At 67.8% G+C, this 20,574-nt stretch carries 20 protein-coding genes; 9 read left to right on the forward strand and 11 right to left on the reverse strand.

Annotated features, from left to right (window positions below; translation table 11 throughout):
• Positions 1 to 156 precede the first annotated feature (156 nt).
• On the reverse strand, positions 157 to 1,269 hold the full coding sequence (locus ACFUEJ_RS14300; RefSeq protein WP_058252357.1) for a CaiB/BaiF CoA-transferase family protein: 1,113 nt from the start codon (positions 1,267 to 1,269) through the stop codon (positions 157 to 159).
• Positions 1,270 to 1,449: 180 nt separating this feature from the next.
• Here ACFUEJ_RS14300 and mftE point away from each other — a divergent pair, with 180 nt between their 5' ends.
• From mftE to ACFUEJ_RS14325, 5 genes are read left to right on the forward strand one after another with little or no spacing between them, the layout of a single operon-like run.
• Positions 1,450 to 2,160 (forward strand): mycofactocin biosynthesis peptidyl-dipeptidase MftE, encoded by a 711-nt coding sequence (mftE, locus tag ACFUEJ_RS14305; protein ID WP_058252356.1) that lies wholly within the window; start codon positions 1,450 to 1,452, stop codon positions 2,158 to 2,160.
• Positions 2,157 to 3,686, forward strand: coding sequence for a mycofactocin biosynthesis glycosyltransferase MftF (mftF, locus tag ACFUEJ_RS14310; RefSeq protein ID WP_078113117.1), 1,530 nt, complete (start codon positions 2,157 to 2,159; stop codon positions 3,684 to 3,686). Before mftE ends, mftF begins: the two co-directional genes overlap by 4 nt.
• On the forward strand, positions 3,683 to 5,023 hold the full coding sequence (gene mftG / locus ACFUEJ_RS14315) for a mycofactocin system GMC family oxidoreductase MftG (protein WP_078113116.1): 1,341 nt from the start codon (positions 3,683 to 3,685) through the stop codon (positions 5,021 to 5,023). Before mftF ends, mftG begins: the two co-directional genes overlap by 4 nt.
• Positions 5,024 to 5,079: 56 nt before the next feature.
• Entirely contained in the window at positions 5,080 to 5,511 is a 432-nt protein-coding gene (locus tag ACFUEJ_RS14320; protein WP_078113115.1) for a PPOX class F420-dependent oxidoreductase, read from the forward strand.
• On the forward strand, positions 5,498 to 6,154 hold the full coding sequence (locus ACFUEJ_RS14325) for a hypothetical protein (RefSeq protein WP_176455926.1): 657 nt from the start codon (positions 5,498 to 5,500) through the stop codon (positions 6,152 to 6,154). Before ACFUEJ_RS14320 ends, ACFUEJ_RS14325 begins: the two co-directional genes overlap by 14 nt.
• On the opposite strand, the gene ACFUEJ_RS14330 is transcribed toward ACFUEJ_RS14325, so the two are convergent.
• The 10 genes from ACFUEJ_RS14330 to ACFUEJ_RS14375 all read right to left on the reverse strand — a co-directional run bounded on the left by ACFUEJ_RS14330 (position 6,113) and on the right by ACFUEJ_RS14375 (position 18,181).
• Positions 6,113 to 6,928 (reverse strand): MerR family transcriptional regulator, encoded by an 816-nt coding sequence (locus ACFUEJ_RS14330; RefSeq protein WP_242697054.1) that lies wholly within the window; start codon positions 6,926 to 6,928, stop codon positions 6,113 to 6,115. The genes ACFUEJ_RS14325 and ACFUEJ_RS14330 overlap by 42 nt on opposite strands.
• Positions 6,929 to 6,932: 4 nt before the next feature.
• Positions 6,933 to 8,426 carry an NAD(P)/FAD-dependent oxidoreductase gene (locus ACFUEJ_RS14335; RefSeq protein ID WP_078113114.1) on the reverse strand — a complete coding sequence of 498 codons (1,494 nt, stop codon included), beginning with the start codon at positions 8,424 to 8,426 and terminating at the stop codon, positions 6,933 to 6,935.
• Positions 8,427 to 8,436: 10 nt separating this feature from the next.
• Positions 8,437 to 9,360: a hypothetical protein gene (locus tag ACFUEJ_RS14340; protein WP_058252351.1), complete on the reverse strand. Its 924-nt coding sequence runs from the start codon at positions 9,358 to 9,360 to the stop codon at positions 8,437 to 8,439.
• Positions 9,361 to 9,403: 43 nt separating this feature from the next.
• The gene (locus tag ACFUEJ_RS14345; protein WP_058252350.1) at positions 9,404 to 10,264 is read right to left on the reverse strand and encodes an SDR family NAD(P)-dependent oxidoreductase; all 861 of its coding nucleotides are present in this window, start codon (positions 10,262 to 10,264) and stop codon (positions 9,404 to 9,406) included.
• Complete coding sequence (locus tag ACFUEJ_RS14350) at positions 10,261 to 11,268, reverse strand: alpha/beta hydrolase (RefSeq protein WP_388030103.1); 1,008 nt, start codon at positions 11,266 to 11,268, stop codon at positions 10,261 to 10,263. The genes ACFUEJ_RS14345 and ACFUEJ_RS14350 overlap by 4 nt, the downstream gene beginning before the upstream one ends.
• Positions 11,269 to 11,406: 138 nt before the next feature.
• Positions 11,407 to 13,050, reverse strand: a complete 1,644-nt coding sequence (locus ACFUEJ_RS14355; RefSeq protein WP_078113113.1) for an NCS1 family nucleobase:cation symporter-1 — start codon at positions 13,048 to 13,050, stop codon at positions 11,407 to 11,409.
• Between the two features lie 122 nt (positions 13,051 to 13,172).
• Entirely contained in the window at positions 13,173 to 13,865 is a 693-nt protein-coding gene (locus ACFUEJ_RS14360) for a GntR family transcriptional regulator (protein ID WP_078113145.1), read from the reverse strand.
• A gap of 8 nt (positions 13,866 to 13,873) precedes the next feature.
• Positions 13,874 to 15,787, reverse strand: coding sequence for a S9 family peptidase (locus tag ACFUEJ_RS14365; RefSeq protein ID WP_165629691.1), 1,914 nt, complete (start codon positions 15,785 to 15,787; stop codon positions 13,874 to 13,876).
• On the reverse strand, positions 15,784 to 17,583 hold the full coding sequence (locus ACFUEJ_RS14370) for an N-acetylglutaminylglutamine amidotransferase (RefSeq protein ID WP_165629692.1): 1,800 nt from the start codon (positions 17,581 to 17,583) through the stop codon (positions 15,784 to 15,786). Before ACFUEJ_RS14370 ends, ACFUEJ_RS14365 begins: the two co-directional genes overlap by 4 nt.
• 121 nt (positions 17,584 to 17,704) lie before the next feature.
• Positions 17,705 to 18,181, reverse strand: coding sequence for a hotdog fold domain-containing protein (locus ACFUEJ_RS14375; protein ID WP_165629693.1), 477 nt, complete (start codon positions 18,179 to 18,181; stop codon positions 17,705 to 17,707).
• A gap of 405 nt (positions 18,182 to 18,586) precedes the next feature.
• Between ACFUEJ_RS14375 and rpsJ the strand changes: the two genes are divergently transcribed.
• Genes rpsJ through rplW form a run of 4 tightly spaced genes read left to right on the forward strand, consistent with a single transcriptional unit; the run spans position 18,587 to position 20,561 of the window.
• Positions 18,587 to 18,892 (forward strand): 30S ribosomal protein S10, encoded by a 306-nt coding sequence (rpsJ, locus tag ACFUEJ_RS14380; RefSeq protein WP_003938093.1) that lies wholly within the window; start codon positions 18,587 to 18,589, stop codon positions 18,890 to 18,892.
• Between the two features lie 19 nt (positions 18,893 to 18,911).
• Complete coding sequence (gene rplC, locus ACFUEJ_RS14385; RefSeq protein ID WP_058252343.1) at positions 18,912 to 19,568, forward strand: 50S ribosomal protein L3; 657 nt, start codon at positions 18,912 to 18,914, stop codon at positions 19,566 to 19,568.
• Positions 19,565 to 20,254 (forward strand): 50S ribosomal protein L4, encoded by a 690-nt coding sequence (rplD, locus tag ACFUEJ_RS14390; RefSeq protein WP_058252342.1) that lies wholly within the window; start codon positions 19,565 to 19,567, stop codon positions 20,252 to 20,254. Before rplC ends, rplD begins: the two co-directional genes overlap by 4 nt.
• A 1-nt stretch (position 20,255) precedes the next feature.
• Positions 20,256 to 20,561, forward strand: coding sequence for a 50S ribosomal protein L23 (gene rplW / locus ACFUEJ_RS14395; RefSeq protein ID WP_058252341.1), 306 nt, complete (start codon positions 20,256 to 20,258; stop codon positions 20,559 to 20,561).
• The last annotated feature ends 13 nt before the right edge of the window (positions 20,562 to 20,574 follow it).

Consider the following 20,574-nt stretch of genomic DNA (forward strand, 5'->3'; position numbering starts at 1 on the left):
CGAAGGGCGACGTGAGTTGTCGCCCTTCGTGGCTCGTCGACCTCGACGCGCTCCTTCGTCGCTTGCTCGGCCCGGCGGCTTTCGCTCCTGGAACCTCGGGGAGCAATGGGCGGGTCGCCACCGCTTCTCCCGCACGGAGAAGCGGTGGCGGGACCCTCAGTCGGCCCAGAGCGTCGACGGATCGGTCGCCTCGGTGGTCGGGCCCGTGGGGGTCTCCGGCTTGGTGCGCGAGAAGCGCGGTGCCACCTGGGCCTGGGTCACGCCGTCGATGTCGACGAGGTTGGCGCGGGCGGCCATGTGGGCGTCGGCAGGTGCCTCGGCGAAGGTGAGGACCGGCGAGGTGCAGGCGTCCGTGCCCTCGAAGACCGCGGCCCATTCGTCGCGGGTGCGCGACTTGAAGGTCTCGGTGAAGATCTCCTTCAGCTTCCCCCACTGGGCGATGTCGTTCTGGTCCGGCAGGTCGGCGTCGGTGAGTTCGAGGCCCTTGAGCAGCTCGGCGTAGAACTGCGGTTCGATCGCGCCGACCGCCATGTACTTGCCGTCCGAGGTCTCGTAGACCTCGTAGTACGGAGCGCCGGTGTCGAGCATGTTCACACCCCGGGTGTCGCTCCACAGTCCGGTGCCGCGGAACGCCCACATCATCTGTCCGAGAACGGAAGCGCCGTCGACCATGGCCGCGTCGACGACCTGCCCCCGGCCGGACACCCCGCGCTCGAGCAGTGCCGCGAGCACACCGACGACGAGGAACATCGAACCGCCGCCGAAGTCACCGGCCAGGTTGAGCGGGGGCACGGGACGATCGTCCTTGCGTCCGATGGCGTGCAGCATGCCCGTGAGCGAGATGTAGTTGATGTCGTGGCCGGCGAGGTTGGCACGGGGTCCGTCCTGTCCCCAGCCGGTCATGCGCCCGTAGACGAGGCCGGGATTGACCTTCTCGAGGTCGTCGGGTCCGAGTCCGAGCCGTTCCATCACGCCGGGACGGAAACCCTCGAGGATCACATCGGCCTTGGCGACGAGGCCGAGAATGGTCTCCCGGTCGTTGTCGTCCTTGAGGTTGGCCTCGACGACGCGTCGGCCGCGGAGCAGAGCATCGGCATTGCGGCCGGGCTTGGGCAGCGACCCCGGGCGCTGAACGCGCACGACGTCGGCGCCGAGATCGGCCAGCAGCATGGCGGCATGCGGACCGGGGCCGATACCGGCGAACTCGATGACCCGGATCGAACTCAGAGGGCCGGGCTTGCCGCTGTCGTGTGGTGTGGCACTGCTCATGGGTGTCGTCCTCCCGATCGTTGTTCGCGCACTGTGTCAGGTGTCACTGGATGCTCTCAGCATTCCACAACCGATCGAACGCTCGTCAGAGTGGTGGTTCGCGACATCTGGACGCGTTTTTCGCTCCGTTTTTCGGGCGAGACCGACACACTCGCAGGCACCATCGCTAGCATTGGTCGAATGACGGTGCCATCGGCGTTGGGGCAGTGCAACTGGCCAGACCTCGATGGGCAGGTGATCACCCTGCTGGTGCCCCTCGGTTCGGTCGAGCAGCACGGGCCCCACCTCCCGCTCGACACCGACACGCGTATCGCGTCGGCGATCGCCGAGCGCGTCTGCGGGCGATCGAAGGCCTCCGGACTCCTGTGCGCACCGGATCTGAACTACGGCGCCAGCGGCGAACACGAGGGCTTCGCCGGGACCATCTCGATCGGACACGAGGCGTTGCGCGGCCTCCTCGTCGAGTACGGCCGCAGTGCGTGCCGATGGGCGGCGCGCGTGGTGTTCGTCAACGGACATGGCGGGAACACCCGGACGCTGATCGAGGCGGTGACCCGACTCCGCTACGAGGGCCGGGACGTCGCCTGGTTCCCGTGCGCTTTCGAAGGCGCCGACGCCCACGCGGGATTCACCGAAACATCTGTGCTGCTGCATGTTTCGCCGTCCGTCGTGGATCCCGACCGTGCCGTGGCGGGCAACCGGGAGCCGGTGGGGGCGCTGATGGGGGCGATGCGGTCGGGCGGTGTCGCCGCCGTGAGTCCCAACGGTGTCCTCGGCGACCCGGAGGGCGCGAGCGCCGAGACGGGGGCGGGTCTGGTCGACGGGGTGACCGACCGCCTGTGGGCCGCCCTGGAGTCGTGGCAGATCGACGATCTGGGGCGCCTGGGATGACGGCCCTCGACGACTCGGCCCCACGACGCTGGGCCGGGAACCAGGACGCGGACGACGCCTCCGCCCGGGACGACTCGGAGTCCGTCGAACCCGGAGCGCACTCGGACGCCGACGCGCCTCCGGGGCCGCGCACCGATCTGCCCGACGGCTTCCAGGTGCAGATCGACCTGCGCTGTGCCAAGGCGGGCGACTTCCGGTATCTGGTCGGCGGTTCGCCGACGCGGCTGCTGCGCATGTCCGACACCGCACTCGGGATGACCTCCGAGGACGGTCGGATCGAGGTGTGCGACAACGTGACCCGACGACTGGCGCGCGCACTGCTGGACGCGGGGATCGCCAATCCCCGGCCCATGTTCGGGCCGCAGCCGCAGGACGTGACCGTGGTCGTCCCGGTCCGGGACAACCAGGTTGGCATCGATCGCCTGCTCGATGCCCTCGACGGGCTGACGGTCATCGTCGTGGACGACGGCTCCGCGACCCCGATCGTGGCGGACCGGCCCACGGCGCGGGTCCTGCGCTTCGACGACAACCGTGGTCCGTCCGCGGCGCGCAACGCGGGGGCGGAGGCCGCGACGACCGACTTCGTCGCATTCCTCGACTCCGACGTCGTACCCGACCCGGATTGGCTCACCATCCTGCTGACGCACTTCTCCGACCCCACGGTCGGGCTCGTCGCGCCGCGCATCGTCGGATTGCAGTCCGACGCGGCGGTGGCGTCCTCGCTGGCCGAGCGGTACGAGAACGGGTGGTCCTCCCTGGACATGGGACCCGAGGAGTCCGCGGTGGCGCCCTCGACCCGGACCCCGTATGTGCCCAGCGCCGCGATGGTGGTGCGGCGCAGCGCTTTCTGCGGTTTCGACGAGTCGTTGCGGGTGGCCGAGGACGTCGACGCGTGCTGGCGGATGCACGCGGAGGGGTGGCGGATCCGTTACGACCCGGTGGCTCGTGTGGCCCATGAGCACCGCGCCGACCTGCGCTCGGTGCTCTCGCGTCGCTGTTTCTACGGCACCGGCGCCGCGCACCTGGCCTCCCGGCACGGTGACCGGGCGGCGCCGATGAAGATGTCGGTTCCGATGGCCGCCGCGGTGGTCGCGTTGCTGTCGCGGACGCGGTTCGGTGCCGCCCTGGCGATGATCATTCTCACCCATCTGGCGGTTCGGATGCGGCGCCGGCTGGGCGATCTGCCGTCGGCCCCGCTGGTGTCGGCGCAGATGACCGGACGAGCGGCCGGGTTCGGACTGTTACAGGCCGCGGACGCCATCTGCCGTCACTATTGGCCGGTGGCGGTGTTGCTCGCCCTCGTGTCGAAGCGTTTCCGCACCCTCGCCGTGCAGGTGGCGATCGTCGAGGGGGTGGTGTCCTGGGTCCGGGATCTGCTCGCCGATCCGACCAGTCCGCCCACGCTCGGTCCGCTGCGCTACATCCTCATGCACCGGCTCGACGACCTGGCCTACGGTGCGGGCCTGTGGCAAGGCGTCATCACCCACCGAGACCCGGAAGCGTTGCGCCCGGTCATCTCTCGATGACGACGACCGACCGGTCGCTCACCGCTGACGTCGTCATCGTCGGCGCCGGCAGCGCCGGATGCGTGCTCGCCGAGCGGCTCTCGCGGAACCCCGACCGTGCGGTCGTGCTGCTGGAACGCGGTCCGGGAGGCCTGCCGACCCCCGCGGACCTCGAGCTGTCTCGGCTACCGATCGACGACGCCGCCCCGCACGCGGTCCGCCACGACACGAACCTCGGGGTGTCGGCTGCCCGCGGGTCGGCTCTCGGCGGTTCGTCGGCGGTGAACGGCGGGTACTTCCTCAGGTGGCATCGCGACGACTTCGGAACGTGGCCGGCCGGGTGGGGGCTTGACGCCATCGCCGATGCGTACGACGAACTGGACGCGCTCGGCGGCACCATGGGTGTCGAACCCGTCGCCGACGACGAACTCGGAGACGCCGGAACCGCTTTCGAGCGCTACTGGACGGCGCGGGCACCGGTCCGTCCGCTCGCGCAGCGGTGGCCGGTGGTCGGGCTCAACCGGGTGCCGATCAATCGGAGCGGGCTCGCGCGCCGCTCGGCGGCCGACGCGTACCTCGTCCCGGCGCTGTCGCGACCCAACCTCCGGGTCGTGACCGGTTGCACGGTGGACCGTGTGGCGTCGGCCGGGGGTACGACGGTGACGGGCGTGCACGCGGGCTCGCTCACGGTCGGCGCGGGCGAGGTGATCCTCGCCGCGGGCACCCTCGGCACCGCGGGGATCCTGTTGCGTTCGGAGTTGCCCGCACTTGCCATCGAGGGTCGCGCAGGTGCCCGTTCGCTGGGTGCCGGGGAGCATCGAGGCCTGGCGGTGTCGTACGCCAGGCGGACACCGGCGGGGCCGGGCATGGTGTTGCCGACCGTGGTGCACACCGACAGCGGTCTCGAAATACGTTGTTATCGAGATGATTTCGCCTCGTACATTCGTGGTCTGCGCGCGTGGGGTCCAATCGTCGAGGTGACCGCGATGAGGCATTCGGCGGTACGGATCGCCGCCGACGGCGCCGCAGTACGGATGGAGTTCGACGAACCCGACCCGGCTACCGCCATCGCGTTGCGGACGGCGGCCGCGGGAGTCGTGGAGATGCTGCGGGCGCCCGAGTTCGCCGACGTCGTCGTCCCGGGGAGCGTGCGGATCGCCGATCGGGCGGGGTTCTCCCAGCACGCGTGGGGGACGATGCCGATGGGCGTCCGGACCGATTGGCTCGGCGGGGTGTACGGGGTTCGCGGACTCCGGATCGTCGACGGGTCCATTCTGCCCACCAGCGGGCGCAGTGGCCCACACGCGACGATCATGATGATGGCGTGCCGGATCGGTGATGTCCTCGCGCAACGGTGAGGCGGTCGGGTCCGAACACCTCGCGGTTGCGGCCGGGTCTCTCTAGGGTGAGAGGCATGTCTGCGCCCACGCTGTCCGACCCGGCCGTCCGCGAATTCCTCACCAGCGGCACGAAGACCGGGCACCTCGGATACACCGCCGCCGATGGTCGACCGCTCGTCGTTCCGGTGTGGTTCGTCCTCGACGGCGACCGGATCGCGTTCAACACCGGGGCCACGACTGCCAAAGGCCGTGCGCTGTTGCGTGATCCACGTGTCGTGATGGCAGTCGACCTGCCCGAACCGCCGTTCGGGTTCGTGCAGGTGCAAGGCATCGCGCGGGTCACCGAAGCCCTCGACGAGGTGCGTCGCATCGCGACGATGTGCGGGGCGCGATACATGGGTGCCGAGCGGGCCGAGGAGTTCGGAGCCCGCAACGGGGTCCCCGGCGAGCTGGGGATCTGGATCGAGCCGAGCAAGGTCATCGCGAGCCTTGATGTCACTGCATGACCGCACACATGCGTTCCTGACGCCGACGCTGCCCAAGCAGTGCTGGGGGTTCATGATCGGGTCGGCGCTGTTCGCGCTGGGGTCGGCCCCCGGGCTGGCCCACTTGATGGGCGCCGGGTTCGCCAACAGCTGCTACTTCGTCGGCGCCTGGTTCTTCACCGCAGCCGGATTCATCCAGCTGATCCGCAGCGGTACCGTGGCCGAACTGCGGTCGTCGGCGCCCGGTTCGGTCATCCGTGCCGAATGGCTCACAGCAGCCACGCAATCGGTGGGTACGATCCTGTTCAACGTGTCGACCACGGGAGCTCTGGTCGCGCATACGATCTGGGGCGACCGGCACCTGGTCTGGACCCCGGACGCGGGCGGGTCCATCGCCTTCCTCATCAGTGGCGCGGTCGCCTTCGCCGGCTACACCCGCGCCACCGGACGCCGGTGGGATCTCCGCGATCGGGACTGGTGGTCGGTGCTGATCAACTGGATCGGGTGTGTCGCATTCGGGGTGTCGGCCGTCGGAGCATTCGTGACCAGGGGTGGCGTCACCGCCGACGCGGTGGCCGCGACGGTCGGTACGTTCGTGGGAGCGATCTGCTTCTTCCTCGCCTCATTGGTCGTTCTGCTGAAGCGGCACAACGGGTCCGGCTGAGGGCTCGACGGATTCCCGGCCGGGCTGCGGCGCGTCGGCGTCCGCGCGCTCGTCGACGGCGCTCTGGTGGGCCGAGAGTTCCCGGTCCAGCGCCGTGTCGAGGGCGCGGTCGAGTGCGGCGTGGGCGTTCTCGGTTCCGACTCGGCGCATCATCCCCAGCAGGTTCACCGCCCAGGCGACGTCGTCGTCGTTCTCCGGCAGCCAGCCCGGGCCCTTGCGTCGGTCCACCTCGTCATGCGCGGCAGCGAGCAGGATCTCGGCGGCTTCGTTGATCTTTGCGGTGAACCGTTCGTGGACATCTGCCAGCGCGGTGATCTGCACGCCCCGTCGCACGAGTTTCGCCAGGTTTCCGATGATGCGCGGGTCGATGGCCTCGTACACCCCATCGCGCGGGGTCTCGGAGATCACACCGGCTCGCACGAGAGCCGCGACCTGGGCATCGTCCAGCGGACCGAATCTCTCGTCGAGCTCGTCGCGGGTGATCTCCGGGCGTGACGTGCTCGACCAGTGCTCGTCGAGGATCTCGTTGAGCTCCAACGCATCCCCGATGCGGGCGCCGGGGTTCGTCATGAAGGTGGCGATGTGCTTGAGGGTGAACCCGCTCCCGAGCAGTTTGTTGATGGCCCGGAGGTTACGCAGGTGCTTCTCGGTGTAGATCGCGACGCGTCCGCGCCGCAGCGGCTGGGGGAGCAGCCCGCGTTCCTGATAGCCGCGGATGTTCCGGGTCGTGGTCCCGGACACGCGCGCCAGGTCGTCGATCCGGTACTCGGTCATCCCCTCACTGTAACGCTGCGGTGGCCGGAGTCCGAGCGTCCTGGTGAACGAGGATCCGGTAGTCGCGCAGTTCGACGCGGCGCAGCTGATTGACGTACTGGGTCGCGAAGCCGGGGTACATCGTCGCGTTGAACCCGTCGTCGGTCAGGTACCAGCTCTGGCATCCGGAGTTCCAGGTGGTCGAGGTCAGTCGACGCTGGATGTCCTGGTTGTATCGCTCCTGCGCCTCGGCGCGCACGTCGAGAGCCTTCCAGTCGTTCTCGAGCAGCTGGGTGACCGCTTCGGTGATGTAGTCGATCTGGGCCTCCATGTAGACCAGCGCGGAGCTGTGGCCCGGGCCGGAGTTGGGTCCGAACGTGAAGAACAGATTGGGATAGCCGGACACGGCGACGCTGCGGTACGCGAACGCGCCCCGGCCCCACTCGGACGCGAGGTCGCGGCCGTCGAGGCCGGTGATCGGGATCGGCGTCCCGGTCTTGGACACGTCGAACCCGGTCGCGAACACGATGCAATCGAACTGGTGCTCAACACCTTCGACGGTGCGGATGCCGCGTTCGGCGATGCGGGCGATCGGCCAGGTCACCAGTGTGCAGTTCGGTCGCTGGAGCGCGGGGTAGTAGTCACTGGTCATGAGCAGTCGTTTGCATCCCGCGGCGAAGTCGGGGGTGAGCTGCCGGCGCAGCCACGGGTCGTCGACCTGCGACCGCAGGTGCATTTTGCTGGCCGCCTCGACGACGCGGGTCAGGGGAGTGTTCCAGACGACGCCCAGCGCCACCGTCTCGTGACCCCAGAACCAGAGTGAACGCGCCAGTCGCTGGGTGCCGGGCACCGCCCGATAGAGCCGCTTGGTCGTCGCACGGGTCCGCACGTTCGCGCGGGGCAGGACCCAGCCGGGCGTGCGCTGGAAGACCTTCACCGACGCGGCGGTCTCGACCAGCTCCGGCACGATCTGGACCGCGCTCGCCCCGGTGCCCACGACAGCGACCTTCTTGCCGGTGAAGTCGTAGTCGTGATCCCAACGTGCGCTGTGGATCTTGTGCCCCTCGTAGTCCTCGATGCCGGGGATGTCGGGGAAGGAGGCGTTCGCGAGCGGACCCGAGGCCAGGACGACGGCGCGCGCCCGTACCGGTTCGTGCCCTTCGTCGAAGGTGATGGTCCACAGACCGTCGTCGGCGTTGTACTCCATCCCGGTCACCGTGTGGCCGAACCGGATGTGCGGTCCGATCCCGGAGTCGTCGACCATCGACCGGATGTAGTCGAGGATCTCGGCACTGCGCGAGTAGGTGTGCGACCAGTCCGGGTTGGGCGCGAAGCTGTAGGAGTACAGGCGCGACGGGATGTCGCACGCGGCACCCGGATAGGTGTTGTCGCGCCACGTGCCGCCGACCCGGTCGTCGCGTTCGAAGATCGCGAGGTCGTCGATTCCGTGCTCCCGGAGACGGATCGCCGCGCCGATACCGGCGAATCCGGCTCCGATGATGGCCACCGAGGTGTGCATCACCGCCGCCTCAGGCCGTCGGCTCGTAGGTGAGTTCCTGCGACCACGTGGGTGTTCGGTGGACCAGCCCGAACGGGATGCGATCGGTGAGCTTCACCATCGAGTCGGCGAACAGGTGGTAGGGCACGTTGCCTCGATTGATCACCGCCGCACCGTGGTACGCGACCACCTGGAACATGGGCAGGCGCCGCACGTACTCACTTCGATCTCCCACCGCCCGGTAGCGCTTCATCGCGCTGTACAGCCGTTCCTCGTCGACCCCCATCGCGACGATGTTGTCGCGCATCTTGTTCAGGAGCGGTACATAACTGAGAGCTCCGATCAGGAAGGTCGGCTTGACCCACCCGCCGACGAAATCGATCGTCCGTTTGCGCAACCCCGCGTGTCCGAGGATCTCCATCACCTCGAAGTCGACTGCGAGGTGCCGCGATTCATCGGAGTTGATCCGTCTGAACACCTCCTGGGCCACCGGGTCCTTGACCTCGTCGGTGATGAACTTGATCAGCGCGCCGTCGAGCGCGACCTCGAGCATCGGGATCACAGTTCCCAGAAAGGACAGGGACATGTCGTCGGAGTGTCGGTCGAGCCAGTTGATCACCAGCTGCACGTTGACATTCGGTGACGGGATCTCGTCGCCGTCGAGCATGCCCCACCGGCGCATCAGTGCCAGTTCGGCGTTGGCATGCTTCTGTTCCTCGGCGTGGAAGTGCTCGTAGATGCTCTTCAGCGTCGGGGTCGGCGCCTTCTTGGCCATGGCCGCGAAGCCCCGTGCGCCGACGTTCTCGATCCACATCAGGTCACTCATGAAGGGCTTGAGCTTGGCGTGGAGGTCGGGGTCGATGAGCTCGGCGCCCGGTGCGTCCCAATCGATGTCGATCAGGGCCCATTGACGGTCCTTGATCTTCTGCAGCATGTTGTCGAGGTCGATGGCCATGAGAGTGGTCCTTTCGAGTGGTCGGTGGGCTGAGGTCGCCGGGTCAGGACGACGGCAGGAGGCGGTTGAGGAGTCCGAGTCCGCGGACGTAGGACGCCGGGAAGTGTCGTTTGAGATGCCAGATCACGCGCGCGTCCAGTTGCGGCAGGACGTAGAGACGCCCCAGATCGTGGGCGTCGAGTGTCGATGCGGCCACGCCGGCCGGGGACACCCCGGTCCAGCGCATCAGCGTCCCGGCGAGATCCTGTGCGTCCGAGGTGATCCGACCGTCGCGAGCCACGTTGGTCTTGACGAACGTGGGGCACAGAACCGTGACACCGACGCCGGCGGAGGCCAGCTCGGCGGCGAGTGTCTCGCTCAGCGAGACCACACCGGCCTTCGACACGTTGTAGGGCGCCATCACCGGCGCGGCGGCGAACCCTGCGGCCGACGCGACGTTGATGATCCCCCCGCGGCCCGCTTCGCGCAGCATCGGCGCGAAGAGTTCGCACCCGTGCACCACACCCCAGAGGTTGATCCCGAGCGTCCAGTCCCAGTCGTCGAACCCGATGTCGCCGACCGGGCGGCCCCCGATGCCGACCCCGGCGTTGTTGACGACGAGAGTCGGTGGACCGTCGAAGGTGTCGCGGGTGAACGCCGCGAGCGAGGTCATCGCGGCACGGTCGGCGACATCGCAGGTGAACGCATGGGCCACCCGCCCGGTCCGGGAGGTGACCAGCGACGCGGTCTCGTCGGCGCGTGTCTCGTCGATGTCCGCGCAGATCACCTCGCCGCCGCGTCGGCCGAGTTCGAGCGCGAATGCGCGACCGATCCCGCTGCCGGCACCGGTGACGAGGGCGCGGGCATTCTGCGACAACGGATTCCGGAGGAACCGGCGCCGGATTCCGTCGACCGCGGTGATCATGACGCGTCCGCCTCGGTGGGCGAAGCCGGGGCCGTCGCCGGAGACGGCCGGTTCGCCGCCTGGTCGCCCAGGAACTGCGCCACCCGCCGCAGTGCGGCGTCGGCCTCGGGGCCGAGTCGAGGGAGGGCCTGGAAGACGTGCATCAGGCCCGGCCAGATCTCCAGCCGGCTGTCACCGCCGTGCGCGCGGAGTTGCTCGTGCAGGTGGCGGGCGTCGGCGCTGAGCATCTCGGCGCCGCCCGCCTGGATGAGGAACGGTGGAAGGTGCCGTGCCGCAGCGAAATCAAACGCGACTCGCGGGTCGTCGGCGGCAACGTCGCGGGTGTAGAGCGCCACCAGGCGGGCGGCCGCCGCAGCCGTGATCGCCGGGTCGCGCCGGATGCGTTCCTGGGTGCGCGCCAGCTCGAAGTTGAGGTCGATGAGCGGGGAGAACAGGACGACCGCGGCGGGTTGGGCGGCGCCGCCGTCCGCGCGCCGGAGGGTCAGATCGCAGGCCAGATGACCGCCGGCGGAGTCGCCGGCGACCACGATGTCGGAAGGGAGGAAGCCCTGGCGGAGCAGCCAGTCGAAGCCGTCGGCGACGTCCTCGGCGGCGGTGGGGAATCGGTGCTCGGGCGCCAGACGGTAGTCGACGACGAACACCGGTATCCCGGTCGCGAAAGAGAGCCGCGCGGCCAGCGACCGATGTGTGCGAGCCGAGCAGATGCTGTACGCGCTGCCGTGGACGTAGTAGATCGCGCGGCGCCCCCGTCGGACATCCGGTCCGAGAACCCACTCGCCGCGAATGCCGTTCTCGCGGACCGGATACACGGTTGTTCCGGATGGCGTACGTCCGAGCGTGCGCATGATCGCGGCGATGAGACCGCGCGAGAGTCGGATGCCCAGCGGATTCAGTGGAATCGCGCCGGTGAACGTGCCGAGCCCCCACCTCGTCGCATGGGCGGTCACGGTGGCCCGTGCCGACGCGCGGGTCGGCAGCGGGGTCGGAGTCGTGCTGGTGTGCATCAACTCACACCATCAGCAACCGTACCATTTGTCAATGGCACAATGGATGCGTCAGGGGTGGGCGGTGGGTTCGGGAGCCGCACACACAGCAGACCGGGCCGCGCGAGATGCTCGCGCGGCCCGGTGGTTCACCGCCCGTCAGTTCCGGGTGCTGCCCCCGGGCACGGTGGACGCGGCTTCTGTGGTCGGCGTTCCCGCGGTCTCGGGCTCCGCCGACATCACTTCGATGTCAGCGGTCATGCGAGCGAGCGCCGCGGGTCCGTAGATCAGGCGGGTCGGCACGAACTTCATCCCGAGCCAGTAGAGGAGCATGCCCATGCCCGCGCCGATGAACCATGTGAAGCTGGCCTGATACACGGTGCCGAAGATGACGACACCGATCGGGAGGATCGACGCGATGGCGGTGGCGCCGACGGCAACCGGGTTCCAGCCGTTGCGGTACCAGTAGGCGCCCTCGGGCCTCATGGTGAAGAGCTCGTCCACCTCGATCTTCTGCTTCTTGACGAGGTAGAAATCGGCGATGAGGATGCCGAACAGCGGACCGATGACCGCGCCGAGGGTGTCCATCGTGTAGTGGATCGCGGTCGGATTGTTGAAGAGGTTCCACGGCGTGATGAGCACCGAGCCGACCGCCGCGATCATGCCGCCGGTTCGCCAGCTGATCTTGGTGGGCGCGACATTCGAGAAGTCGAACGCCGGCGAGACGAAGTTCGCGACGATGTTGATCCCGATCGTGGCGATGGCGAAGGTGAGCACGCCCAGCACCGCGGCGGTCGTGTTGTCGATGCGATCGACGATGTGCACCGGATCGGTGATGATGTTGCCGTCCTCGTCGGTGCCGATGACCGTGACCGCCGCGGAGACCGTGCACACCACGAGGAGTGAGAAGAAGAGGAAGTTGACCGGCAGGCCCCAGAAGTTGCCCTTCTTGACCTCGCCGAAAGTGCGCCCGTAACGCGAGAAGTCACCGAAGTTGAGCATCGGACCGGAGAAATAGGAGATCACGAGTGCGATCGCGCTGATCATCATCGTGAACGACGACCATCCCGAGAGTCCGTCGCCGACCGACAGGTCGAGACTGACGTTGTCCCAACCGGCCTCGACGACCAGGTAGGCCGCCAGCGCGATCATGACGACATACACTGCGGGACCGCAGAAGTCGATGAACTTCCGGATGGTCTCCATCCCGTTCCAGAACACGAACGCCTGCAGGATCCACATCAGGATGAAACCCGCCCAGCCGAGCGCGGACAATCCGAGGAAACCATGCTGTTCGACCTCGCCCCAGGGCTCGAGTCCGGGCCAGAACTTCAGCGCCAGGAGGCCGAAAGCGACTGAGGCGAGGTAGGTCTGGATGCCGTACCAGACGACCGCGATCACGCCGCGGATGATGGCCGGGATGTTGGCGCCCTTGACGCCGAAGGAGACCCGGGTCGTCACCGGGTAGGGAACGCCCGCCATCTGGGAGGGCTTCGCGACCAGGTTGCACAGGATGTTGACGGCCACGATGCCCACCACGAGCGCCACCAGCACCTGCCAGGCCGCGATGCCCAGCGCGAAGAGGCTGCCCGCGAACACGTATCCGCCGACGCTGTGCACGTCGGACATCCAGAAGGCGAAGATGTTGTACCACGTCCACTTCTGTTCCTTCAGTGGCGCGAGATCGGTGTTGGTGAGCCGGTCGTCGTAGGTGGACTTGATGACGCTCTCACCGGCGGCGCCGGTGTGAGACGTGGCCGCGGGTGCCTGCGGTCCGGGCGTCCCGGAGGGTGGTGTGGACATTGCGTTCTCCTGGTCCTGGTCAGCGGCCGGGGTCGGAAGTCGTACGGGGCGCACGCTGATGGGAGAAATGTAAGAACGGATTGTTACCCCGCGATGAACGGGCAGATATATTTCGCCGGGGCTCAGTCGTGGCGGACGTCGAGGAGTGCGGCGGTCTCGATGACGGCGCTCTCTAGGCGCTGGTGGTGACGGTGCGCGACGTCGAGGACCGAAGTGGTGTCTCGGTCGCCGAACGCCGCGAGCAGGTCGGCGTGGTCGGTGTTGAGTGCCTGCTGGGTCTCGGCGGTCACCGATCTCATCACCTGGAACGGCTCGGTGAGATTCCAGGTCGCCTCGAACATGTTGAGCAGCCGCGGCATCGCGCACGGCTCGGTGAGAGCGCGATGGAACTCGCGGGAGATGTCGTGAAAAGCCTTGCCGTCGTTGTACTTCACCGCCGCGAGCAGCTCAATGTGGTGTGCGCGTGCGGTCTCCAGGGAGGACTCGTCGATCAAGCCGACCGACCGGGCGAGTGCTGCTTGTTCGAGAGTGCCTCGGACGAAGTAGATCTCGCGTAGCTCCTCGGTGGACAGCTGACTCACCCGGTACCCCGCTCCGGGACGGTGCACCACCAGGCCTTCGCCGACCAGCGTCTTCAGAGCTTCGCGGACCGGGATCGGACTGACATCGAAGGCGTCGGCGATCTCGGCCGGCGGGAGTTGGGTCCCCGGGGGCGCGCCACCCGACAGGATCAGTCGACGTAGTTCCTCGAGCACATTCGCACGTGTGTTGGCCGAACGCGTCTCGGCGAGCTGGGCGAGCAGGCGGTCGGTCATCCGCCGGTTCATCGCGACGACCAGTTCCGGGACGGGTGACGCGCGATCCAGTCGGCGACCGCCTCGGTGAGCCGATGTTGATTGTGCCGCTTGACGATCTCGTGACCCTCGTCGTCGAACATCAGCATCTCGGCCACGGCGCCGCGTGCCTGGAGTTCGGCGACGATCTGTTGCGACTCGCTCACCGGCACGTTGGTGTCGTGCGCTCCGTGGACGACGAGCAGCGGCGCGCGCACCGCGTCGATCCGGTGGATCGGCGACAGGTCGGCGAGGAGTTCACGGTCGAACTCCGGATGTCCGTACTTGGTGTAGGCCGCCACCGCGATCCACGGTTCGGTGTTGCGGAAGAACGACTCCAGGTCACTCATGCCGCAGATGGCGATCCCGGCGGCGAACAGCTCGGGATGGAATGTCAGGCATGCCAGGGTCAGATAACCGCCGTACGAACGGCCGGAGCAGTAGACCGCGTCGGGGTCGGCGATGCCCTGTCGACACAGGAACTCGGCACAGTCCGCGGCGTCGTCGATCCCGGCATACCGTCCGTAACGGTCGTCGGCGTGCGCGAACAACCGGCCGTATCCCGACGACCCGCGGACGTTCGCGGCGAAGACCGTGATCCCGGCGTCGACGAGGGGACCGAACAAGAACTGGTAGTCCGGGCGCGACTGCCCCTCGGGTCCGCCGTGGAAGTAGAGCAGGGTGGGGCCGGGCGCGGCCGTGCCGGCGGTCCGCTTGGCGCGGAACAGGAAGCCGGACAACGGCATACCGTCGCGCGCCGAGAACTCCATCAGTTCGGGCCGGAGCAGACACGAGGGACCCTCGCCGGCGACGACGTCGTCGCGGACCGGGAACACCTGCCGGTTGGCGACATCCACGAGATGGACGAGGGGGGAGTGCTGCGGGCTCGACACCGTCACCGTCACGACCGCCCCCGCGGCACTGATGGACAGGTCGGAGGCCACCTCGCCGGGCAGTTCGATGGGCGGGTGCAGGGTTTGATCGGGCAGGGTCAGGATCTGCAACTCGCTGCAGCCCCGCACATTCCACAGCAGGGCGACGGTCGACTGGTCGTGGCTGACCGCGAACTCGTCGAGCCCGATGTCGACGCGCTGGGCCATCACGCGGAAGCGCACGCCGAACTTGCTGACCTCGACTCCCAGAAGCCGCGGGAACTTGGCGTCGAAATCGCTGCGCACCAGCGCCTGGACACTGTCGAGGTCCCGCGCCGGCTCGTTCGGGGCGGGGACGAACACCAGGGATGAGTGATCGAAACCCTGGTCGAGGAGGTAACCCTGATCGGTGACCGCGCCCGGATCCTGTGGCAGCAGCGGGGTCATCGTGATCTCGTCGTCACCCGACTCGGGGCGGCGGCGCAACAGCAGCATGTCGTGATAGCCCCGCGGACCTACTCGGACGAGGGTGGCACCCTTCCACGAGTCGATCAGCACGCTGCCGACGCGCTGATCGAGGGTGAGTGTCGTCCCGGTCCCCGGATGCACGCGGAGCGCGTGGGAGGTGCCGTCCTGATCGATGGCGGTGATCAGGACCCAGTCGGTGTCCCAGCCGACCAGGCCCACCGTGCCGAACGATCGCCCGTCGGGGCGCGTCGCGGCGATGCGATGGGCGGTGTCGTCGTCGGGATCGGTGGTGACGACCCACACCTGGTGGTGCTCACCGCCGCTCGGCGCGATCTCCACTGCGAGCCAGCGACCGTCCGTGGAGTGCACCACCTTTCGGACCGGACCGGTGGATCGGAGCTGCACCCAGCGCAACTCGCCGACGCCGTCCCGCGAGAGCGATCGCTGCGCGGCCCGCGGATAACCGGTGCCCTCGTCGACGATGTAGGCGAAGGCACTCCCGTCGGGGGAGAGCGAGGCGCCGTAGGTCTTCCAGCCGCGGTCGTCGAAACGCAGAGCGGTCACCGTCGGGCGTTCGCTTCCATCGTCTGCAACCACATCTCCAGCAGGGCGACCTGCCACAGCTCGTTGCCGTCGAGTCTCGTGCGGATCCCGTTGGGATCGGCGAACAGTCGGTCGAGGGCCTCGGGCCGGTACAGGCCGCGGTCGCGCGCCGCCTTCGACCGCAGGGTGTCCGACACGAGATCGAGGACGCCGCCGGTCAGATGGCGGATACCCGGCACCGGGAAGTACCCCTTCGTGCGATCGATGACCGCCGACGGCAGCAGCGCCCGGCTCGCCTCCTTGAGGACCCCCTTGCCGCCATGTGCGAGTTTGAGATCGGGGGGACATGTGGCGGCCAGTTCGACGAACTCGTGGTCGAGGAACGGGACGCGGGCCTCCAGGCCCCAGGCCATCGTCATGGTGTCGACGCGTTTGACCGGGTCGTCGACCAGCATGACGGTCGTGTCCAGGCGGAGGGCGGCGTCGACGGCGGTGGCCGCGCCCGGTGCGGACTGGTGGGCCCAGGCGAATTCGAAGCTGGGGTCGTAACCGGCCTCGGTGAGGTAGTCGTCGGCGAGGATGCCGCGGATGTCGACATCGTCGCGGTCGAAGAACACGTCGGCGTACGCGCGCGTCGTCTTCTCCCTCGTCACGTCCAGCAGCGGGGGATACCAGCTGTACCCGCCGAGGATCTCGTCGGCGCCCTGACCGGACTGGACCACCTTGATGGACTTGCTGACCTCCTGCGACAGGAGATAGAACGCGACGCAGTCGTGGCTGACCATCGGTTCGCCCATCGCCGCGACCGTATCCGGGATCGCGGGCAGCAACCGGTCGGTCCCGATGTGGATCTTGTGATGGTCGGTACCGAAGGTGTCGGCGATGAGGTCGGAGTAGGCGTACTCGTCCCCCGATTCCCCGGCCGCGGAATCGAATCCGATGCTGAAGGTCGCGAGGTCGGTCTGACCCTGCTCGGCGAGCAGCGCGACCACCAGCGAGGAGTCGACGCCCCCGGACAGCAGCACGCCGACCGGGACGTCGGCGACCATCCGCCTGCGCACGGACGTCCGCAGCGAGTCGAGCAGCTCGTGCTGCCATCGCTTCTCGTCCCAGTCCCGGCGGTCGGGATGCGGTTCGAAAGCCGGTTCCCAGTAACGGCGTTCGGTGCGGCGTCCGTCGGGCTGGATGGTCATGACGGTGGCCGGCGGCAGCTTCCGGATGCCGTTGTAGATGGTGTGGGGTGCCGGGACGACGGCATGGAAGCTGAAGTAGTGGTGCAACGCCACCCGGTCGATCGAGGTGTCGACGTCGCCGGCGCGCAGGAGTGCCTGCACCGACGAGGCGAACCGGAGTCGACCGGGGGTGTCGGCGAGGTAGAGCGGTTTGATGCCGAGCCGGTCCCGTCCGAGGGTGACCACGCCGGTGTCGGTGTCGACGACGGCGAACGCGAACATGCCCATGAAATGGTCGACGCAGTCGGGGCCCCAGGCATGGAACGCCTTGAGGATGACCTCGCTGTCGGCGTGGGAGAAGAACGTGTAGCCCTTGCCCTCGAGTTCGGCGCGCAGTTCGTGGTGGTTGTAGATGCAGCCGTTGAAGACCAACGCCAGGCCGAGTGCCGGGTCGATCATCGGCTGACTGCCCTTTTCGGTCAGGTCGATGATCTTCAGGCGCCGATGACCGAGCGCCACAGCGCCTTTCGAGAAGACGCCCGAGCCGTCAGGGCCGCGACGCGTCATCTCGCAGGTCATGGCGTCGACCGCCGAGACATCCGGAGCCGTCCCGTCGAACCGGATCTCGCCGCAGATTCCGCACATGGGTCGGTGGTCCTCCTCGTTAGCTGTCGTACTCCGGTGCCGCTGGTGCCCTGGTGCCCCGGGCGGAGGCATCCTCCCACCCTAGGAGCAGCCGGTCGGGACGGCACCCCGGGCGGGGCGACTACTTCGGCGTCAACCAGGTGGTGATGTCGCAGTGCACGACCTCGACGCCCTCGGTGTCGGCGATGCTCACCGACACGGTGACGTCGGTGCCGGTGGTGATCGCGTCGAAGTCGACGGGGTCGGCCAGTCGCGCCTCGGCGGTCAGGCGCGTTGTGGCCTTCGTCAGATAGCTGGTCTGCATCGCCTTGGGAATCCAACGGTGGGTGGTGGGCGTGGTGGCCTCCATCAGCATCCCCATCGCGGCCTCGGCGAGGTTGCACGCCGCGATCGCGTGGAAGGTGCCGATGTGGTTGTGGACGCCGAACCAGTTGGGCGCGGTGACCTTGCAGTAGCCGGGCTCCATCTCCTGCACGAGAGGCAGGACGGTGCCGAAGTACGGGACCTTCGCGACCATGCCGAGGGAGAAGAGGACGTTGCCCAGCGGATTGGCGGGCAGCTTCTTGCGCAGGGCGAAGGTGGGGTTCGTGGAACTCATGGCGGTATCTTACTCATCGGTCAGGTAAGGTTCGGCCGACGGTCGCCGGCACTGATTTGATCGTGCTCCCGACCTGATGCATACTGTTCGGGTTGCCTTGACCGGCGGACGCAGGTTGTGCCATGTGCCAGACCCGCGGTCGCGATCAGGTGAATGACTCCCAGGCCCGGTCTACGGGGACTGGGCGTGTAACGCGTGCCCCGATTTCGGTTCACGGTCCCGACACGCCCGACCGCGGGTGCCGGAGCAAACCGGCTCGTACCAGGTGCGAGCCAACGTACAACGACAGATGAACAGCGTCGATTGCCGTATCTCACACGGTGGTCATGTGCTCAGCCGGCGAGAGGTCGGTCCAGATCACGCGGTGTTTGTCTGTCGAGAACAACTGACGGAAGAGGACACAGCGTGGCGGGACAAAAGATCCGCATCAGGCTCAAGGCCTACGACCACGAGGCGATCGACGCTTCGGCGCGCAAGATCGTGGAGACCGTGACCCGTACCGGGGCACGCGTCGTCGGCCCGGTGCCATTGCCCACCGAGAAGAACGTGTACTGCGTCATCCGTTCGCCGCACAAGTACAAGGACAGCCGCGAACACTTCGAGATGCGTACCCACAAGCGACTCATCGACATCCTCGACCCGACACCGAAGACGGTCGACGCGCTCATGCGCATCGACCTGCCGGCCAGCGTCGACGTCAACATCCAGTAGGACGGGGGCGAGATAACACATGAGCAATCAGAGTTCGACCAAGGGCATCCTGGGCACCAAGCTCGGCATGACCCAGGTCTTCGACGAGAACAACCGCGTCGTCCCGGTGACTGTCATCCAGGCCGGCCCGAACGTGATCACCCAGCTCCGCACCGCGGACCGTGACGGCTACACGGCCGTCCAGCTCGCCTACGGCGCCGTCGATCCCCGCAAGGTGACCAAGCCGGTCGCCGGTCAGTTCGGCAAGGCCGGGGTCACCCCGCGCCGCCACCTGGCCGAGATCCGCGTCAACGACGTCGCCGAGTTCGAGGTCGGTCAGGAACTGACCGCCGAGATCTTCGCCGACGGCGCGCTGGTCGACGTCACCGGCACCTCCAAGGGCAAGGGCTTCGCCGGCGTCATGAAGCGTCACGGCTTCGCCGGTCTGGGCGCCAGCCACGGTGCCCACCGCGTACACCGCGCTCCGGGTTCGATCGGTGGCTGCGCCACGCCGGGTCGCGTGTTCAAGGGCATGCGCATGGCAGGCCGCATGGGTAACGACAAGGTGACCACGCAGAACCTCACCGTCCACAAGGTGGACGCCGAGGCCGGTCTCCTGCTGATCAAGGGAGCGATCCCGGGTCGCAAGGGCGGCATCGTGATGGTTCGCGACGCAGTGAAGGGTGGTGCCAAATGAGCACCGAGACGGCTACCAAGCTGACGCTGGACGTCAAGACCGCCGACGGCAAGACCAACGGAACCGTTGACCTGCCCGCCGCGCTCTTCGACGCCCCGGCCAACATCGCGCTGATGCATCAGGTCGTCGTGGCCCAGCAGGCAGCGGCACGCCAGGGCACGCACTCCACCAAGACCCGCGGCGAGGTCCGCGGCGGTGGCGCCAAGCCGTACCGCCAGAAGGGCACCGGCCGTGCGCGTCAGGGTTCGACCCGCGCCCCGCAGTTCGCCGGCGGTGGCACCGTCCACGGCCCGCAGCCGCGCGACTACAGCCAGCGCACCCCCAAGAAGATGAAGGCGGCCGCACTGCGCGGTGCGCTGAGCGATCGCGCTCGTAACGAGCGCATCCACGTGATCACCGAACTGGTCTCCGGGCAGAAGCCCTCGACCAAGTCGGCGCGTCAGTTCCTGGAGAGCCTCTCCGATCGCCGCAAGTTCCTGGTCGTCCTCGGCCGCGAGGACCTGACGGCGTGGCTGAGTGTCGCGAACCTGCAGAACGTGCTGCCGATCGCGCCGGATCAGCTCAACACCTACGACGTCCTGGATTCGGACGAGGTGGTGTTCAGCGTCGAGACGCTCAATGCCTTCATCGAGCAGAACACGGCGGATGCCAAGGCTGCCGTCGAGAAGACAGCAGAGGAGGCCTGACATGGCGACCGTTGCCGACCCGCGCGACATCATCCTGGCGCCCGTGATCTCGGAGAAGTCCTACGGGCTCATGGAGGACAACGTGTACACCTTCCTGGTGCACCCGGAGTCCAACAAGACCGAGATCAAGATCGCGATCGAGAAGATCTTCGGAGTCAGCGTTGCCAGCGTCAACACCGCGAACCGACAGGGCAAGCGCAAGCGGACCCGCACCGGCTACGGCCAGCGCAAGTCCACCAAGCGCGCCATCGTGTCGCTGACCGCAGACAGCAAGCCCATCGAGATCTTCGGGGGCTCGGTCAGCTGACCGGGGCGCCCAG

It is taken from the genome of Gordonia sp. NPDC057258, from assembly GCF_042668985.1.
Taxonomy (GTDB): Bacteria; Actinomycetota; Actinomycetes; order Mycobacteriales; family Mycobacteriaceae; genus Gordonia; species Gordonia hongkongensis.

Bases quoted from the DNA above. Each gene is read 5' to 3' on its own strand.
- ACFUEJ_RS14370 (WP_165629692.1), bottom strand. From the start codon at position 17,583: ATGTGCGGAATCTGCGGCGAGATCCGGTTCGACGGGACGGCTCCGGAT.
- rplW (WP_058252341.1), top strand. From the start codon at position 20,256: ATGGCGACCGTTGCCGACCCGCGCGACATCATCCTGGCGCCCGTGATC.
- ACFUEJ_RS14325 (WP_176455926.1), top strand. From the start codon at position 5,498: ATGTCACTGCATGACCGCACACATGCGTTCCTGACGCCGACGCTGCCC.
- ACFUEJ_RS14335 (WP_078113114.1), bottom strand. From the start codon at position 8,426: ATGCACACCTCGGTGGCCATCATCGGAGCCGGATTCGCCGGTATCGGC.
- mftG (WP_078113116.1), top strand. From the start codon at position 3,683: ATGACGACGACCGACCGGTCGCTCACCGCTGACGTCGTCATCGTCGGC.
- mftF (WP_078113117.1), top strand. From the start codon at position 2,157: ATGACGGCCCTCGACGACTCGGCCCCACGACGCTGGGCCGGGAACCAG.
- ACFUEJ_RS14345 (WP_058252350.1), bottom strand. From the start codon at position 10,264: ATGATCACCGCGGTCGACGGAATCCGGCGCCGGTTCCTCCGGAATCCG.
- mftE (WP_058252356.1), top strand. From the start codon at position 1,450: ATGACGGTGCCATCGGCGTTGGGGCAGTGCAACTGGCCAGACCTCGAT.
- ACFUEJ_RS14355 (WP_078113113.1), bottom strand. From the start codon at position 13,050: ATGTCCACACCACCCTCCGGGACGCCCGGACCGCAGGCACCCGCGGCC.
- ACFUEJ_RS14330 (WP_242697054.1), bottom strand. From the start codon at position 6,928: ATGACCGAGTACCGGATCGACGACCTGGCGCGCGTGTCCGGGACCACG.
- ACFUEJ_RS14320 (WP_078113115.1), top strand. From the start codon at position 5,080: ATGTCTGCGCCCACGCTGTCCGACCCGGCCGTCCGCGAATTCCTCACC.
- rplC (WP_058252343.1), top strand. From the start codon at position 18,912: ATGAGCAATCAGAGTTCGACCAAGGGCATCCTGGGCACCAAGCTCGGC.
- ACFUEJ_RS14340 (WP_058252351.1), bottom strand. From the start codon at position 9,360: ATGGCCATCGACCTCGACAACATGCTGCAGAAGATCAAGGACCGTCAA.
- ACFUEJ_RS14360 (WP_078113145.1), bottom strand. From the start codon at position 13,865: ATGACCGACCGCCTGCTCGCCCAGCTCGCCGAGACGCGTTCGGCCAAC.
- ACFUEJ_RS14350 (WP_388030103.1), bottom strand. From the start codon at position 11,268: ATGCACACCAGCACGACTCCGACCCCGCTGCCGACCCGCGCGTCGGCA.
- ACFUEJ_RS14375 (WP_165629693.1), bottom strand. From the start codon at position 18,181: ATGAGTTCCACGAACCCCACCTTCGCCCTGCGCAAGAAGCTGCCCGCC.
- rplD (WP_058252342.1), top strand. From the start codon at position 19,565: ATGAGCACCGAGACGGCTACCAAGCTGACGCTGGACGTCAAGACCGCC.
- ACFUEJ_RS14300 (WP_058252357.1), bottom strand. From the start codon at position 1,269: ATGAGCAGTGCCACACCACACGACAGCGGCAAGCCCGGCCCTCTGAGT.